This is a genomic window from Marinobacter sp. (assembly GCF_046484525.1).
In the GTDB taxonomy this organism is placed as follows: domain Bacteria; phylum Pseudomonadota; class Gammaproteobacteria; order Pseudomonadales; family Oleiphilaceae; genus Marinobacter.
Genome location: NZ_JAWOIS010000019.1, coordinates 17598 through 33048 on the forward strand (window position 1 = coordinate 17598; position 15451 = coordinate 33048).

General features: G+C 58.5%; 11 protein-coding genes. 7 read left to right on the plus strand and 4 right to left on the minus strand.

Features of this window, described 5'->3' with window-relative positions:
* Positions 1-24 precede the first annotated feature (24 nt).
* The 4 genes from gmk to R6W86_RS04445 all read left to right on the plus strand — a co-directional run bounded on the left by gmk (position 25) and on the right by R6W86_RS04445 (position 3722).
* A complete protein-coding gene (gmk, locus tag R6W86_RS04430; RefSeq protein WP_410328177.1) occupies positions 25-657 on the plus strand; it encodes a guanylate kinase in 633 nt (210 codons plus the stop codon).
* A gap of 86 nt (positions 658-743) precedes the next feature.
* The gene (gene rpoZ / locus R6W86_RS04435) at positions 744-956 is read left to right on the plus strand and encodes a DNA-directed RNA polymerase subunit omega (RefSeq protein WP_091997338.1); all 213 of its coding nucleotides are present in this window, start codon (positions 744-746) and stop codon (positions 954-956) included.
* Positions 957-1118: 162 nt separating this feature from the next.
* Positions 1119-3257, plus strand: a complete 2139-nt coding sequence (locus R6W86_RS04440) for a RelA/SpoT family protein (protein WP_410328178.1) — start codon at positions 1119-1121, stop codon at positions 3255-3257.
* A 78-nt stretch (positions 3258-3335) separates the two neighbouring features.
* Entirely contained in the window at positions 3336-3722 is a 387-nt protein-coding gene (locus tag R6W86_RS04445; protein ID WP_410328179.1) for a RidA family protein, read from the plus strand.
* Here the strand turns inward: R6W86_RS04445 and R6W86_RS04450 are convergent.
* A complete protein-coding gene (locus R6W86_RS04450; protein ID WP_410328180.1) occupies positions 3715-4584 on the minus strand; it encodes an NAD-dependent epimerase/dehydratase family protein in 870 nt (289 codons plus the stop codon). The genes R6W86_RS04445 and R6W86_RS04450 overlap by 8 nt on opposite strands.
* A gap of 76 nt (positions 4585-4660) precedes the next feature.
* On the opposite strand from R6W86_RS04450, the gene R6W86_RS04455 reads away from it, so the two are divergent.
* From R6W86_RS04455 to R6W86_RS04465, 3 genes are read left to right on the plus strand one after another with little or no spacing between them, the layout of a single operon-like run.
* Positions 4661-5620, plus strand: a complete 960-nt coding sequence (locus R6W86_RS04455) for a hydrogen peroxide-inducible genes activator (protein WP_410328181.1) — start codon at positions 4661-4663, stop codon at positions 5618-5620.
* A gap of 7 nt (positions 5621-5627) precedes the next feature.
* The gene (gene recG, locus R6W86_RS04460; protein ID WP_410328182.1) at positions 5628-7703 is read left to right on the plus strand and encodes an ATP-dependent DNA helicase RecG; all 2076 of its coding nucleotides are present in this window, start codon (positions 5628-5630) and stop codon (positions 7701-7703) included.
* A 15-nt stretch (positions 7704-7718) separates the two neighbouring features.
* Positions 7719-9098, plus strand: a complete 1380-nt coding sequence (locus tag R6W86_RS04465; RefSeq protein WP_410328183.1) for an HDOD domain-containing protein — start codon at positions 7719-7721, stop codon at positions 9096-9098.
* Between the two features lie 304 nt (positions 9099-9402).
* Here the strand turns inward: R6W86_RS04465 and R6W86_RS04470 are convergent, their stop codons facing one another.
* The 3 genes from R6W86_RS04470 to R6W86_RS04480 all read right to left on the minus strand — a co-directional run bounded on the left by R6W86_RS04470 (position 9403) and on the right by R6W86_RS04480 (position 15446).
* Entirely contained in the window at positions 9403-9861 is a 459-nt protein-coding gene (locus tag R6W86_RS04470; protein WP_410328184.1) for a DUF2489 domain-containing protein, read from the minus strand.
* Between the two features lie 17 nt (positions 9862-9878).
* A complete protein-coding gene (locus tag R6W86_RS04475; RefSeq protein WP_410328185.1) occupies positions 9879-12173 on the minus strand; it encodes a molybdopterin-dependent oxidoreductase in 2295 nt (764 codons plus the stop codon).
* A 147-nt stretch (positions 12174-12320) separates the two neighbouring features.
* Positions 12321-15446, minus strand: a complete 3126-nt coding sequence (locus tag R6W86_RS04480; protein ID WP_410328186.1) for an Ig-like domain-containing protein — start codon at positions 15444-15446, stop codon at positions 12321-12323.
* Positions 15447-15451 lie beyond the last annotated feature (5 nt).

Genomic DNA, 15451 nt, shown 5'->3' on the forward strand with positions numbered 1-15451 from the left:
ATCGACGTTCGGGAGTTTTCAATCATGAGTCAGGCCGGTGAGCAGGGCACCCTGTTTGTGATTTCTGCCCCCTCGGGTGCGGGCAAGACCAGCCTCGTGGCAGAAATGCTGAAAAATGATTCCAAGCTCGGTGTGTCGATTTCCCATACCACCCGGCCTATGCGGGAAGGGGAGCAGGACGGGATGAACTACCACTTCGTCAGCCGCAATGAATTCGAGGCCATGATCGGCCGGGGAGATTTCCTGGAGCATGCCGATGTTTTCGGCAATTACTATGGTACTTCACAGGTCTGGGTGCGAGAGACCCTGGCTCGGGGCGAGGACGTCATTCTCGAAATCGACTGGCAGGGGGCCGAACAGGTGCGCCGGCTCATTCCGGAATGCGTCAGCATCTTCATTGTTCCTCCCTCCGCCGAGGTCCTGCGGGAGCGTCTGACCGGACGCGGTACCGACGATTCGGACGTCGTCGAACGCCGACTCAGGGAAGCCACCGAAGAATGCTCCCATGCCCTGGAGTTTGATTACCTGGTGGTGAATGACGATTTTCAGGTGGCGCTGGCGGATCTGCTTGCGATTGTCCGTAGCCAGCGCCTGCGTATGCAGGCCCAGCAGGTCCGGCACCGGGGACTGCTGGCCGGGCTGTCTGGCAAGGTCTGATGCGCGGTTTTCCTGTATACAAATTGAGCCGGTAGCAGTAAACTACACGGTCTGCTGAAACAGTCATTTTATTTGTCGGGGAAGTTATGGCACGAGTTACCGTTGAAGATTGTCTGGAAAACGTTGATAACCGCTTCCAGCTGGTGATGCTGGCTACCAAGCGTGCCCGCCAGATTGCAACCAAGGGCTTTGAGCCGATGGTTCCGGAAGAAAACGATAAGCCGACGGTGATTGCGCTGCGCGAAATTGCCGAGGGCAAGGTGACCCGAGATCTTCTGAAAGAGGAAGACGAGGATTGATCACTGCGCAGGATATGCACCTATGCGCAAGTGAGAACCATTGAAATCTGTCCCCGCGGTTTTATAGTGTATCTATAGAACGTTGCTGGAAGGACCAGGAAGGACCCGGATGCGTGCATTCGGGTTTTTTTGTCCCTGAAATTCGAAAAGTGTGGAGGCGCGGTGTCGGCAGAGCCTACGGTTGAAGGTCTGGCGGGAGAGCTCAGTACCTATCTGGATACCAATCGCATCAATCAGGTGCGAAGGGCGTACTATTTCGCCGAACAGGCTCACGAAGGGCAGATGCGCAAGAGCGGGGACCGTTACATTACCCATCCCCTGGCGGTTGCCCATATCCTCGCCGAGCTGAAGCTTGATCATCAGAGCCTGATGGCGGCCATGCTCCACGACGTCATTGAAGATACCGGGATTCCCAAGGATGCCCTGGCCGAACAGTTCGGCGAGGATGTCGCGGAACTGGTGGATGGCGTCAGCAAGCTGACCCAGATTGAATTTCGCTCCCGGGCGGAAGCCCAGGCGGAGAACTTCCAGAAAATGACCCTGGCGATGGCCCGGGATATTCGCGTGATTCTGGTGAAGCTGGCGGATCGGCTGCACAACATGCGCACTCTCGGGCCCATGCCCTACGAAAAGCGCCAGCGTATCGCCACCGAAACCCTCGATATCTATGCCCCGATTGCCAATCGTCTGGGTATGCACTCCATCTGTACCGAGCTTGAGGACCTGGGGTTCTCGTCCCTCTATCCCATGCGGGCCAAATATATTTCCAAGGCGGTGAACAAGCTGCGGGGCAGTCACCGGGAAATCATTGAGGAAATCCGCGGCAAGCTGCAGGAAAAGCTGGAGGAAAGAGGACTGCCGGGCCGTATCCTCGGTCGCGAGAAGCACCTGAACAGCATCTACAACAAGATGAAGTTCAAGCACAAATCCTTCCATGAGATCATGGATGTGTACGCCTTCCGCATCATCACCGACACCGAAGACGACTGCTACCGCATCCTCGGTGCCGTGCACAGCCTGTACAAGCCGCTGCCGGGCCGTTTCAAGGACTACATTGCCATGCCCAAGGCCAATGGTTACCAGTCCCTGCACACCACCCTTTTCGGTATGCATGTGAACATCGAGATCCAGATCCGAACCGAGGAGATGGAGCACATCGCCAACAACGGTATTGCAGCCCACTGGATGTACAAGAATGAGCCGTCCAATGTCACCAGCGTCAACCAGGCAAGGGTAGACCGATGGGTCAAGGGCCTGATGGAGATGCGCGAGCGTGCGGATGATTCCCTGGAATTCATCGAGCACGTAAAGGTGGACCTGTTCCCTGACGAAATCTATGTGTTCACTCCGAAAGGCCGGATCATGGAGCTGCCCAGTGGCGCCACACCGGTGGATTTTGCCTATGCCATCCACACCGATATCGGAAATGCGACAGTGGCCTGCCGTATCAATCGCAATCTCGGTTCCCTGAGCCAGCCACTGCAAAGCGGCCAGACGGTGGAAATTATCACTGCGCCGGGGGCGCGGCCCAACCCCGCCTGGCTCAGCTTCGTGATCACCGGCAAGGCTCGCAGCAGTATTCGCCATGTCCTCAAAACCCAGAAACGGGCGGAATCCCTGGAGCTTGGTCGTACACTGTTGAAGAAATCACTCAAGGGCTTCGGCGCCAAGCTCGCCGAGATCAGCGACGGCCAGAAGCAGGCGGTGGTCAATCACAACCAGGTGAACAGCTTTGACGACCTGATCAGTGACATTGGCCTCGGGAATCGCATGGCCTATCTGGTGGCCCGGCAACTGGTCAATGGTGCCGAGGGCGCAGAGAGTGCAACGGTTGAAGCCGGGCGGTCGGCGGATCGCAGTCCAGTCACCATCCGCGGTACCGAAGGGTTGCTGGTGAAATTCGCCGGCTGCTGTAAGCCGATTCCCGGGGATCCGGTGGTTGGTGTCATGGACTCAGGCAATGGCATGCTGATTCATTCCGACTCCTGTTCCCGTCTGCCTGAAGACGACGAAGGCAGGGCGCGCCTGACTCACCTCAAGTGGGCCAAGGATATTGCCGATGAGTTCTCGGTTGAGCTTCGGGTGGAGCTGGAACGACAGCGGGGTGTTATCGCGGAGCTGGCCAACGCGGTGGCCATGGCCGACGGCAACATCGAACGCATCAGCGTGGAGGACCAGAACGCCAAGTTCGGGATCGTCAGCCTGGTGGTTCACGTCAATGGCCGTAAACATCTTGCCCGTGTGATGCGCCGGATCCGCAACATCCGCGCAGTAACACACATCAACCGGGTTCGCCACTGACGTCGACCAAAGACCGGTTGACAGTTGCGGCCGTGAGCGGCGAGCATTGGCGTTTTGGAAGAGAGGAATTCTGACATCATGACCAACAAATCCGTAATCCAGACCGAAAATGCGCCCCAGGCGATTGGCACATACTCGCAGGCGGTCAAGGCCGGGGACACTGTCTACCTTTCCGGTCAGATTCCGCTGGATCCGGAAACCATGGAAGTGGTTCCGGGGGATTTCTCCGCCAAGACCCGTCAGGTATTCGAGAACCTCAAGGCCGTCTGTGAAGCAGCCGGCGGTGAGCTAAAGGATATCGTCAAGCTCAATATCTACATGACGGATCTGTCCAATTTCGCCACCGTCAATGAGATCATGGCGACTTACTTCCAGGAGCCGTATCCGGCCCGTGCCGCCGTTGGCGTAGCGGCACTGCCGAAGGGTGTCCCCGTCGAGATGGAAGCAGTGATGGTGCTCAGCTGAGGCTGTCGATCATCTCCCGGTACCCCGCCCGGAAATCGGGGTACCGGAACGTAAATCCGCTGTCCAATAACCTCCTGTTACTGCATCGCTTACTCCCAGCCCGGCCTCCCTTGCGCGCACCCGCCTGAGGCGCTTTGCAGGCAAGCTGCTCACGGACCCAGTTGACCACGTCATCCAGCCTGACGGGCTCACAATCACTGGCGATGTAAACAGGTTCCAGTGTCTTGCCCGCCAGAGCCCGGTCCACCAGATGAACGATCACCCGTGCAGCGTCTACTTCGTGGATCCGGTTACTGAAAGGCGCGGGCGATTGGGGATTCATGCGCCCTTCCAGAACCTCCTCCAGGAAGCGTTGGCGGCTGGGCCCGTAGATCCCGCTGAAGCGCACGATGGTGGCCGGGTGGAGACTGTCGAGCGCGGTCTGTTCGCCAGCGATGATTTGCTGCCCACTGAATTTTGCCGGCGTCGTCTCGCTGTTCTCATCCACCCATCCGTCATCATCCTGGGCGTAAACGCTGGTGCTGCTGATGAAGATCAGGCGCTTCAGTGACTGATTTCCGATTGCCTCGAGCAGGTTGGCCAGCCCGGTGACATAGGCGTTCCGGTAGCCGTCTTCGTCATAGCTGGAGGGTGTCAGGCAGTAAATGACGATATCCAGACGGTCCGGAAGGTTGCCCTCGAGTGTTTCCGGACGGGTCAGATCGGCACTGATACCGACGACTCCTCCGGGTATCTTGTTTGCATCCCGGCGCAGACCGAACACCTCGGCATTGTCGAGCAAGGCGCTGGCAATACTGCCACCAAGTTTCCCGCACCCGGCGACCAGGATCCGTGGTAAAAGCCCGTTCTCAGTGATTGCCATAGACAATTTCAATCCTTATGCTTTACCTCATAAATAAGTGAAACTTCGACCCGTACCTATCCGACCGGAGCTCACCATGACTCTTACCGAGTTACGATACGTCGTTACCCTCGCCCGCGAAAGGCATTTTGGCAGGGCAGCGGAGCGATGTCATGTCAGCCAGCCGACGCTCAGTGTTGCCGTCAAGAAGCTCGAGGATGAGCTGGGTATTCCTCTGTTTGAGCGGAGCAAAAGCAGCATCCGGGTGACGGAGAGCGGTGAACGCATCATAGAGCAGGCCCAGAGGGTTCTGGATCAGGTGAATGTGATCAGGGACATGGCCCAGGACGGCAAAAACCAGCTGAATTCACCACTGAAGGTCGGTGCCATCTACACCATCGGTCCTTATCTGTTCCCGCACCTGTTACCTGAGTTGCGTCGGGCGGCACCGGATATGCCCTTGTATATTGAGGAGAACTACACGGCCAATCTTCGCCAGAAGCTGCGGCAGTCCGAGCTGGACGCAATTATCATTGCCCTGCCATTCGAAGAGCCGGAAGTGCTGACGCTGCCACTTTATGACGAGCCCTTTGTGGTTCTGCTCCCAGCCGGTCATCCGCTGGCCAAAAAGGAACAGCTCAACGCCGAGGAGCTGGCAAAGGAACAACTGTTGCTGCTGGGCCCGGGGCACTGCTTCCGGGACCAGGTACTGGAATCCTGCCCGCCCATGGTCGAGGCGATTACCAAGCGGGTGGACAACGGCTCTCCCTCGCTGGTGACCGAAGGCAGCTCCCTGGAAACCATTCGCCACATGGTGGCTTCAGGGCTTGGAGTTACCGTGTTGCCCCTCTCCGCGGCCACGGCCATGCAGTATCACGAAGACATCCTCGCCGTCAGGCCGTTTGCCCCGCCGGTACCATTCCGGACGGTGGCTCTGGCCTGGCGGGTAACCTTCCCGCGACCCAAGGCCATTGATGTGTTATCCCTCGCGGCCAGTCAGTGCAGGGTCGTAGAGAAAGCGAAAACGGATAATCCGGCCGTAGCCGAATCCGCCTGAGCTCCCTATGACGGCACTGGACGACATCCCCGTCACTCAACTCAAGGGCGTTGGAAACGCCTTGGCGGAGAAGCTCGCCAAGCTGGGCATCGAATCCCTGCAGGACCTTCTGTTTCATCTGCCTCACCGGTACGAGGATCGCACCCGGGTGGTCCTCATGGGCAACCTCCGCATCGGCGATGTGGCCGTGGTGGAGGGCGAAGTGATGAAGACGGACCTGGTCATGGGCCGGCGCCGCAGCCTTCAGGTGACGCTCAGGGATAGCAGTGGTTTCCTGGTCATGCGCTTTTTTCACTTCAACGCCGCCCAGAAGAACCAGCTGTCCGAGGGCGCCCGGGTTCGCTGCTTCGGGGAAGTCAGGCCAGGTCGGGCCGGATACGAGTTCTACCACCCGGAGTACCAGGTGAATCCGCCGCCCATGCCGCCGGAAGGCCTGGCAACCCTGACTCCAGTATATCCGCTCACCGAGGGCATCCAGCAGCCCAGAGTGAGAAATCTCTGTCAGCAGGCACTGACCTACCTGGACCGGTTTCCCATTCGGGACTGGCTGCCAGCAGGCCTGCTGGCGGATTACCAGCTTCCTGGCATCACCGAGGCGGTCAGGCTGGTCCATGCACCACCGGCGAACGCGCCCGTCCATCTGCTGATGGAGGGCAAGCATCCCGCGCAGCAACGCCTGGTGATGGAAGAATTGCTGGCGCACCAGCTCAGTCTTCTGCAGGTGCGCGAACAGGTCCGAACGCGGGAGGCACTGCCACTTCTGCCAACCGGGGATCTTGCCGCCCGCTTTCTCGACAGCCTCCCGTTTGCCCTGACTGGCGCCCAGAAACATGTCATGACTGATATCCGTCAGGACCTGAGTCAGCCCATCCCGATGCTCAGGCTGGTCCAGGGTGACGTCGGCTCGGGTAAGACTGTGGTGGCCGCACTGGCGGCGCTGCAGGCGATCAGTGCGGGTGCCCAGGTGGTCCTGATGGCGCCCACCGAGATACTGGCGGAGCAGCATTACCAGAATTTCCGTGGCTGGCTGGAGCCTTTGGGTATCCAACTGGCCTGGCTCTCCGGGAAGGTCAAGGGCAAAGCCCGGCAAGAAGTTCTTGATGCCGTGAGCTCCGGAGATGCCCCGGTAGTGATCGGTACCCATGCGCTGTTTCAGGAGGACGTCCGGTTCGACCGGCTGGCGCTGGTGATCGTGGACGAGCAGCACCGGTTCGGCGTTCACCAGCGTTTGGCGCTGAGGGAAAAGGGCGTGGGCGGTTCCCTCGCGCCCCACCAGTTGATCATGACCGCAACGCCGATTCCCCGCACCCTTGCAATGAGTGCCTATGCCGATCTCGATACGTCGGTCATCGATGAATTGCCGCCCGGGCGTAAGCCCATTGAGACTATTGTGATTTCCGACAGTCGACGCGATGATGTGATTGAGCGGGTGCGCAGCGCCTGCCGGGATGGCCGCCAGTCCTATTGGGTCTGTACGCTGATTGAAGAGTCCGAAGCGCTGCAATGTCAGGCGGCGGAGGTGACAGCCCGGGAACTTTCGGAACGGCTCACGGGGTTGCAGGTTGGCCTTGTCCACGGTCGACTGAAAACCCAGGACAAAGCTGAGGTGATGGAGCGTTTCAAGGCCGGTGAGCTGGATTTGTTGGTGGCGACCACGGTGATTGAAGTGGGGGTGGATGTGCCCAATGCCTCGCTCATCATCATCGAAAATCCGGAGCGTCTTGGCCTGGCCCAGTTACACCAGTTGCGAGGGCGGGTCGGCCGTGGTGAGCTGGCCAGTTTCTGTGTGTTGCTCTACCACCCGCCGCTGTCGGTCAACGGCAAGGCACGGTTGCAGGCGCTCAGGGACAGTCAGGACGGTTTCGTCATTGCCGAAAAAGACCTGGAAATCCGCGGTCCCGGCGAGGTCCTTGGAACCCGTCAAACGGGCATGATGCAATTCCGGCTTGCGGATTTTGAAAGGGATAAGGGCTGGATTGAGCCGGTCAGGGAGATGGCCCCTTCGCTGATGAAGCACCCTGATGTTGTCAATGCACTGATTCGCCGTTGGCTGGGCGAACGAATACGCTATGGCGACGTCTGAACCAGGGAGATCTTTATGGAACTACCCCTCGCGGTGCGGCAGGCTCTTGGAAATTCTGCCCAACGCGTGTCATTGACGACTGTCCGCCAGGCTGATTCGCGGTCGGCATTGCGGATGCTGTTGCTCAGTGATGAACAGGGAAGCCTGCAGGTGATCTGTCGCAAGCATGACCTGATCGACCTCGAGCAGCTTAACCAGCAACTTGGCCGTGACTTGCGGCTTATGGAGCGTCCGGAGCAGCGGCGTATTATGGAGCGGACCGGCCTTTCCGACCTGCCTGCGCTGCCGTCTCTGACCGAACTCCCGACGGTGGTGGATTTCCGGGTCCGGGACCTGGATACCGTTTCGCTGGAACTGGCCGGGCAGAATCTGGCGATTGTGATGGTGGCCAGTGACTTCCGCTCCCTGACGGAAGCGGCCTGGCACTGTTCCTTTGCCGTCGATCCTGCCCTGATTTCTGTGCCTGGAAAAAAGTCCGCCGTTGGCGCGGACCAGTTCCACTCCAGCATCAAGAAGTTCACCGCCCTGAGAATCCAGCAACGTCTGGAAGATACCCTGGAGTTGCCCCCGATGCCGGAAACAGCACAGCGCATCGTACACCTGCGGGTGGACCCCAATGCAGTGATGAGCGACCTGGTGGATGTTGTTGAGAGTGACCCCAGCCTGGCGGCCCAGGTGGTCAGTTGGGCCTCGTCTTCGTTCTATGGTGCAGCCGGCCATGTTCGATCAGTTCACGATGCAGTCTCCCGGGTGCTGGGCTTTGACCTGGTGATGAACCTGTCCATGGGGTTGTCCATGGGTCGGGGCCTCAAGCAGTCTACCGATGGTGGTGAGAGCTATACCGGGTATTGGCGGAGGGCACTCTGGCAGGCACAGTCAGCCGGGATCCTGGCCAGTATGATGCCAAGGGGCACGCGCCCGACCTTTGGCCTGACTTATCTGGCAGGGCTGTTGCACAACTTCGGAGAACTGGCGCTGGCCCAGATCTTCCCGCCCCATCACCGACTGGTCTCCCGGGCCCAGGAAGTGAATCCCCACTTCGATCCCTCGGTGATCGAGTATTACCTGCTGGGCATCAGCCGGAATGATGTCGCGGCCCGACTGATGGAGAGCTGGGGCATGCCCGAGGAGGTCATCGTGGCGATCCGGCACCAGAATGATCCCTCCTATCAGGGGCCGCACCAGGTTTACCCTAGGCTGCTCTGGCTATGTCGGCAGCACCTGGCGGTATTGGGAGTCACCGGCAGGGTGACCGCGGAGGTACCGGAGGCCCTCTACGACGAACTTGGCCTGGACCCCGAGCGTGTTATCAGGCAGTTCCGGGAGTTGCTGAGGGGCGAAGACAGCATTCTTGTCGTGACCGGGGACGCCGATAAACCGCCGCCAGGCCTGTGACCACGAAAAAAAGCCGGCCCAATGGCCGGCAAGCTTACCTGCTATTTGCAGAGTCGTCCTGACTTATCAGGAGAAAACAACGTAGGGCGTTATCGCCGCCGATTTTGGCGACACCCTGTTTAAAACTTAGATCAGGAAGACAAAAAGAAAAGTCAACAGTTTTGGGTGTGAAGGGTGTGAGTCAATCCTCAGTTTTATCAATTTCCATAAGTTATTGACTTAAATAACTAAAGCTCAGGTTTTCCGGTTTTCAATGTTACAAAACTTTACAAAAATGAGGTCTGACCAGTTAGGTTTCCGCTGATTAGTCGAATTGATGATGGCGAATCGCCGTCGCCGCCCGGCGGATTTCGTCGGCGTGGGTTTCTTCGACTTCGAAGCGTTCCTTGTCCATCTTTTCTACGAATCGAGTCTCGGTTGCCTGCCGGGCCCGGTGGGTGGGCATATGTTCCAGTTTTTCGTGAACCGTCTGGAAGATCCGGTAGGGGGCCGCCTCCAGCAGATGCGGTGCCACGTGGTCCAGCAGTCCTTTGATTCGCAGGCAGGCTTCGGAGTACTCGATCTGATCCTCCTCCACGGCCATGGCAATGACGCGGATACTGCCAATCATGTCCTCACGACGCTTCGCCTGGAACGCCTCGGCTTTTTCCCGGCGCCGGCGCCCCTCGGAGAGCACACTCATCTGTTTCCGGATAAACCAGATCAGGCAGAATATGGCAATCAGGCCGGCAATAATAAGGGTCCACTGTAGCCAAACAGGCATGCTATCTCCTTGCTCGATCACGCGGAACGGCGTTGCTTTCCGGAACGCCAGACTCTGACAGTTACGGACTGGCCATTCAATACGGAAGTTCCGGACAGTTGGTCTCTTCGGTTGTCCTCCAGCACGTCATTGATCGATGCGCCGGCATGGGCGCTTGCCACCGAGAGGCCGGTACCCTGACGGTCATGGCCCCAGCCATGGGGTATGGACGCCACCCCCGGCATGATGTCCGGGGTAATCTCGACCGGCAGCACGATAGTCTCACCGGCGCCCTGGACCTCGGCAGATTCCCCGGCCTGAAGGCCAAGGCGCGCGGCATCATCCGGATGCAGCATCAGTGTGCACCGATCCTTGCCTTTGACCAGTCGGCGACTGTTGTGCATCCAGGAGTTGTTACTGCGCACGTGCCGGCGGCCGATCAGGCATAGCTGATCATCCGGTTCTGACACCAGGTGTTTGTGAAGGCGGCCGAGATCCTGCAGGTAGCGCCGGGGCGCAAGGTGGATGAACCCGTCCCGGGTGAACAGCCGGTCCGGCAGGGATGGCTGGAGCGGGCCGAGATCCACTCCGTGGGGGTTGTCCCTGAGTGCCGAGAGGGAGAGGCCCTTGGGCAGGGCGTTCCACTGCCGGTTAACCGGACTCAGCCGCGCCAGCCCCCGAAGCGGGTGACGCTCGGGCAGAATATCCAGCACCAGATCAACCGCAGGCTGGAGGAATTTCCGGGCCGGACCGGTATCGGCGCCGTAGGGGCCGGAACGCAGCAACAGATCCAGGATCGGGTCCGGGCCGATCTGCTTGAAGGCGCGCCAGCCCAGTTCCGATCGCAAGGGCAAGCGGCCGCCCTTGCGCTGCTGTTCCAGACGGTGGGCCAGTTCCAGGAGAATCTGCCAGTCGTGCTTCGCGTCTTCGCGGGGTTCGAACAGGGCGTCGCTGTATTTGGCGTAATTGCGCACCGCAAACATGCTGAAGATCAGGTCGTAATGACTGCGCTCCAGCGCGGCGGTGGGCGGCAGGATGACATCGGCGTGGCGGGTGGTTTCGTTCAGGTAATAGTCCACCGAGACCATGAAATCGAGTTTCTCGAACGCCTGCTCCAGGCGCCGGCCATTGGGACTGGAGAGCACCGGATTACCGGCAACCGTCACAAAGGCCCGGATCTGGCCATCACCCGGCGTAAGGATCTCGTCCGCCATGGTGCTGGCGGGGTATTCACCGGCAAACTCGGGAAGATCCCGGACCCGGCTTCGGCGCTTGTCGAAATGCCCGTTCTGGCCGCTCATGGCCGCCAGCGCCACCAGATCAATGGCCGGCTGGGTGAACAGCACCCCTCCCACCGAGTCGAGCTTTCCGGTCAGGATGTTCAGGCAGTAGGCCAGCCATGTCGCGAGGCCGCCGAAGGCCTGGGTGCTGGTGCCCATCCTTGAATACAGGGCAGCCTTGCGGGTGGAAGCGAGTTGGCGGGCCAGGTCACGGATGGTCTCGGCTTCGATGCCCGTGTGGCCGCTCACCGCTTCCGGCGTGTAGGGGACGGCAGCCAGCTGCAGTAACTCGAGATCCTTGACGAGACGTTCCGCCGGACCCGGATCCACCAGATTCTCCTCGAACAGGGTATTCACCATGGCCATCAGCAGCAGGGCATCGTTGCCCGGCCTGATGAAGTGAAACTCATCGGCCAGCTTGGCGGTTTCCGTACGCCGAGGGTCGATTACCACCAATTTTCCACCACGCTGCTTCAGTGCCTTCAACCGGCCCCGCACATCCGGCACCGTCATCAGGCTACCATTCGAGGCCATGGGGTTCGCGCCGATACAGATGAACAGGTCGGTATTGTCGATATCCGGAATGGGAAACAGGATCTGGTGCCCGAACATTTCCAGGCTGGCAAGCATGTGGGGCAGCTGGTCATTGGACGTGGCGGAAAACCGGTTCTGAGTGCCAATGGCGCGCAGGAACGGCATGGTGACGACCAGCGAGCCATGATTATGGACGTTGGGATTGCCCAGGTAGACCCCGATACTGTTGCGGCCGTGCTCCTTGCGGGTCTGGTGAAGGCGCCGGGCAACCAGGTCAAAGGCGTCGTCCCAGCCGATCTTCTGCCAGCCACTCGCCGTCTTGCGCATGGGCTGGCGCAGCCGTTCCGGATCCTCATGGAGATCCTGCAAGGCAACGGCTTTCGGGCAAATATGACCCTTGCTCAGGGGATCGTTCTCGTCACCCCTGATGGAGGCAATGCGGCCGTCCTTCAGCTCGATGGCCACGCCGCACATGGCCTCGCAAAGGTGGCAGGTCCGGTAGTGAGTGCCGTTGTCCATGGAATCCCCCGGGAATTGTTTTTATGGCAGCAAGTTTCGTTCTGCAACCAGATTATCAGGTTTGGCGGGGGAGGGGAAAAGTCAGGAGGGGACACAGCTATAAAAAAAGGCCAGTCCGAAGACTGGTCTAAGCGGAGGCATCTCAGATTATTGCTTGGCCGGGATCTCCTTGATCGGGTTGGAGATGAAGTTCAGTAAGGTTCCTCCAGAAGGAATGCGTAATGGAATTTCGACTGGAACGAGCCCGAACGATACAGCGTTAACCGTAATATCCTCGGCAACCAAATTACGCTGTTCAATTTGCATACGGCCATCGTCAAAGAATGTGATCGGACCCTCTAGTTGCAGTGTCAGCGGTTTACTGTATACATCGTGGCTTGTTACGCCACTCAGGTTCGGTGCATCCAGGGTAAGATCCGCTTGGGCCTGGAACACAGGACCTCTGTCGGCGCCCTCAACGATGACACCTTCGACCAGTCCGAGGGGATTGTCTTCGGTTGGCTGGCCATAAGTCATTCTCAGAATTTGAGTGCCTGTATCTGACGTTATGTCACTCCCCAGCATGAGGTTCGCACTAACAATGACTCGAGCCGACGTGGTCGCCAATAGTGTTGGATAGAGCAGAACACGAACACCGATCGTGTCCCCATTCTCGTCAATAGCTGGTCCAATGACTTCCGTATCAAGGCCATAAGTTTGGTAGATGAATTTGTTTTTTGGGCAGTCCGCTCCGTCAGGGGAGCAACCGACCCTTGCCGGGCCTTGAGAGCTTTGTCCGTCTACGATCGTTAACTTGCTGGAGTTGGCCGATGGCAGGAAACTTTCGTTTTGGGCGACATGATCGAAGGGTTCAAGGCAGTCTGTGCCCCCTGGGGTTTCGCAATCAATTATGTAGTTAGAGTTTGTGTCCCTGATCGGTAGATTGCGAAGTGGTGTGAAGACACTACCAACGGCGGATGAACCAGTGAAATATATGGAGAGGTCTGGTCCGCCGATATCGCTCGGATCCACTAATAGGTCGGTTTGCAAGGCTAAGCCGGCCTCAGAGCAGATAATAGAACCCGAGGCGCAGTTTCCAGTGACCGCGGACCTCATGGTGTATCGATAGGTAGCGCCAATCTCCCAGGCCCGGTCTGGATAGAACCGGATTTGCTGGTTACTTTTCTCAATTCGTCCGGAAACCTTCTCTTCCGCGCCAACTGAACCCGGGGATGCAGGGTCAGCCAGCCTCTCTACTACAAACGATTGATCGTTAATGGTGTCGAGATCCATGGATTGGGAAAACTTGACGACAATTGGGCGATCACTTGGCATGGTCATTACAGGAATTTCGTCGCGAACGGTGCCGTTTGGTGCTGAATCGGTACAGGTGCCATGTTTTCCATTCGCAATATCCATGTTTTCCGTGACGCAGGGAAAGCCGGGGTAGGTTGTCAGTGCGATTGGGGAAGCGAAGGGAGCTTCACTCCCATCCCGAATCGCAGGGAGTGCAAACGTAAGGGTTCGCTCGGCAGCAGGGTTCCCCGCCATGTCAGTTAACTCGGGACTGATCCGAACGCTGTAGGGGATACCATGATTCAATCCACCCGCCGGATTAATCGCTATGGTCGTTCCGTCCAAAAGTGTATCCATCGGCACAGAAGTGTTGTTTGCGAAGAGCGTTAACCCTGAGGCTAGTGACTCTTCATCCAGCGGCTCATCAAAATTCAGCACAATCGGATCACCCGGGCGCTGCATCTGGTCGCGATCACCGGGAATGGCGGAATCCGGCCCTGGCATCCAACTGACCAGGGTTGGGCTGGTGGTGTCGGGCTCCCAAAGATCTTCCGCATCCAGTACAGAGTCGGTGTCAGTCGCCGCTTCGATACGAAAAGCGATTGTGGAGTCGGTAAATTCCTGGCCAAGCAGATTCGGCTCGACAACACCGATAGCATCGATTGTCAGTACACCATCTTCAACCAGGGCGATGCCGCTGAGTTCCACGCCCAAGAGGTTCTGGGACAGGGACGCGTTGGGCTGCGCCTCTTCGGTATTCATGGCGACGTCCATGAACAGCTTCACGTGACGGGGCGCATTGAGGTCATCGGTATAGGGGTTGGGTAGCAGGTAACCGCTGGCATCGGAGATCATGGTGACCTTGATGTTGCCGGTCTGCTGAATCTCTCCCGTCTCGGGATTGATGATCGGCACAGTGCCGTTGATCTTCACGTCCAGGCTACTGCTGTTAAGTACACTGCTGCGCGGAACCCGTAGTGGCAACGGCTGATCTGCCTCAAAGGCCGGCGCATAGGCAAGCTCGGCGAAGAGGCCGCCAGTTTGCTGAGATGGCCCTGCCGTCCCCTGAAGTACGGAGTTCAGAGTGACGCCATTGATAACCTGGCCGTTGAGCTTCGAGGTTCTCGGCTCGGTGCCGGCTAGCAGGCCGGAGTCAACAACCTCCTGGAACAGTACAACCGTAGGCCCGGTTTCCCGAACGGTAAAGCGTTTGTCAAATTCCAGAGTGGTCCCGGGGCTGGTCAGGTTCGGGAGTCCGGAAATGCGGAGTGTGTAGGTGGCCCCGGCCATAAGTTCATCGGCCTTGGTACCGCATTGTGCAGGCTCGTCGGTCAGGCATGGATCAACGGTGATCCGACGCTGGTCGACAAGAATTTTTGCCGGAACCTCGTTGCCATCATTGTCCTCAAGGCCGATGCTGCCGCCCATTTCTTTCCACTGCGGGTGGATTGGCTGGGTCAGCAGAAGACGGAAACTGGAGAAGTCCATCGGTTGCAGGTCACCCTCGGGGGAGGGAATCATTTCTGCCACTTCGAAACTCGTTGACAGGCTATCTAACCCGGCAATGCCGGTGAAGCCGGCGCGAGTGGAGAACTGAATCCCCTCCGGACCTGCGGCATTCGGAGTGCCAACCGGAGTGGCATTGGCCGCAGTGAGTGGTTCTGCAAAGGAGATGGAGTACTCGGTGCCGGTGCCCAGTTTACCCGTGGGTTCCAGTTTCAGGCTACGCCCGCCATCGACTTTGGTGACGGTAAAGTCGATGTTGCCAGAGATGCCCTCGACCCGGATCTTGTTTCGAATATCTGCTTCTTCCTCGGTTATGGCGTGGGAGAAGCGAATCACAATGTCGGATTTGGGGCTGATTCCGGTCTGGCCGTCGGCCGGGTATGAGTAGACTACGGAGCCGGACGGAACGTCGGCTTTCATGGTTTGCTCCTCGCCCCCACAGGCGGCGAGCAATATCGCGGGGACGAGTGCCAGGGTCTTGTTGTAATTCATGGCTG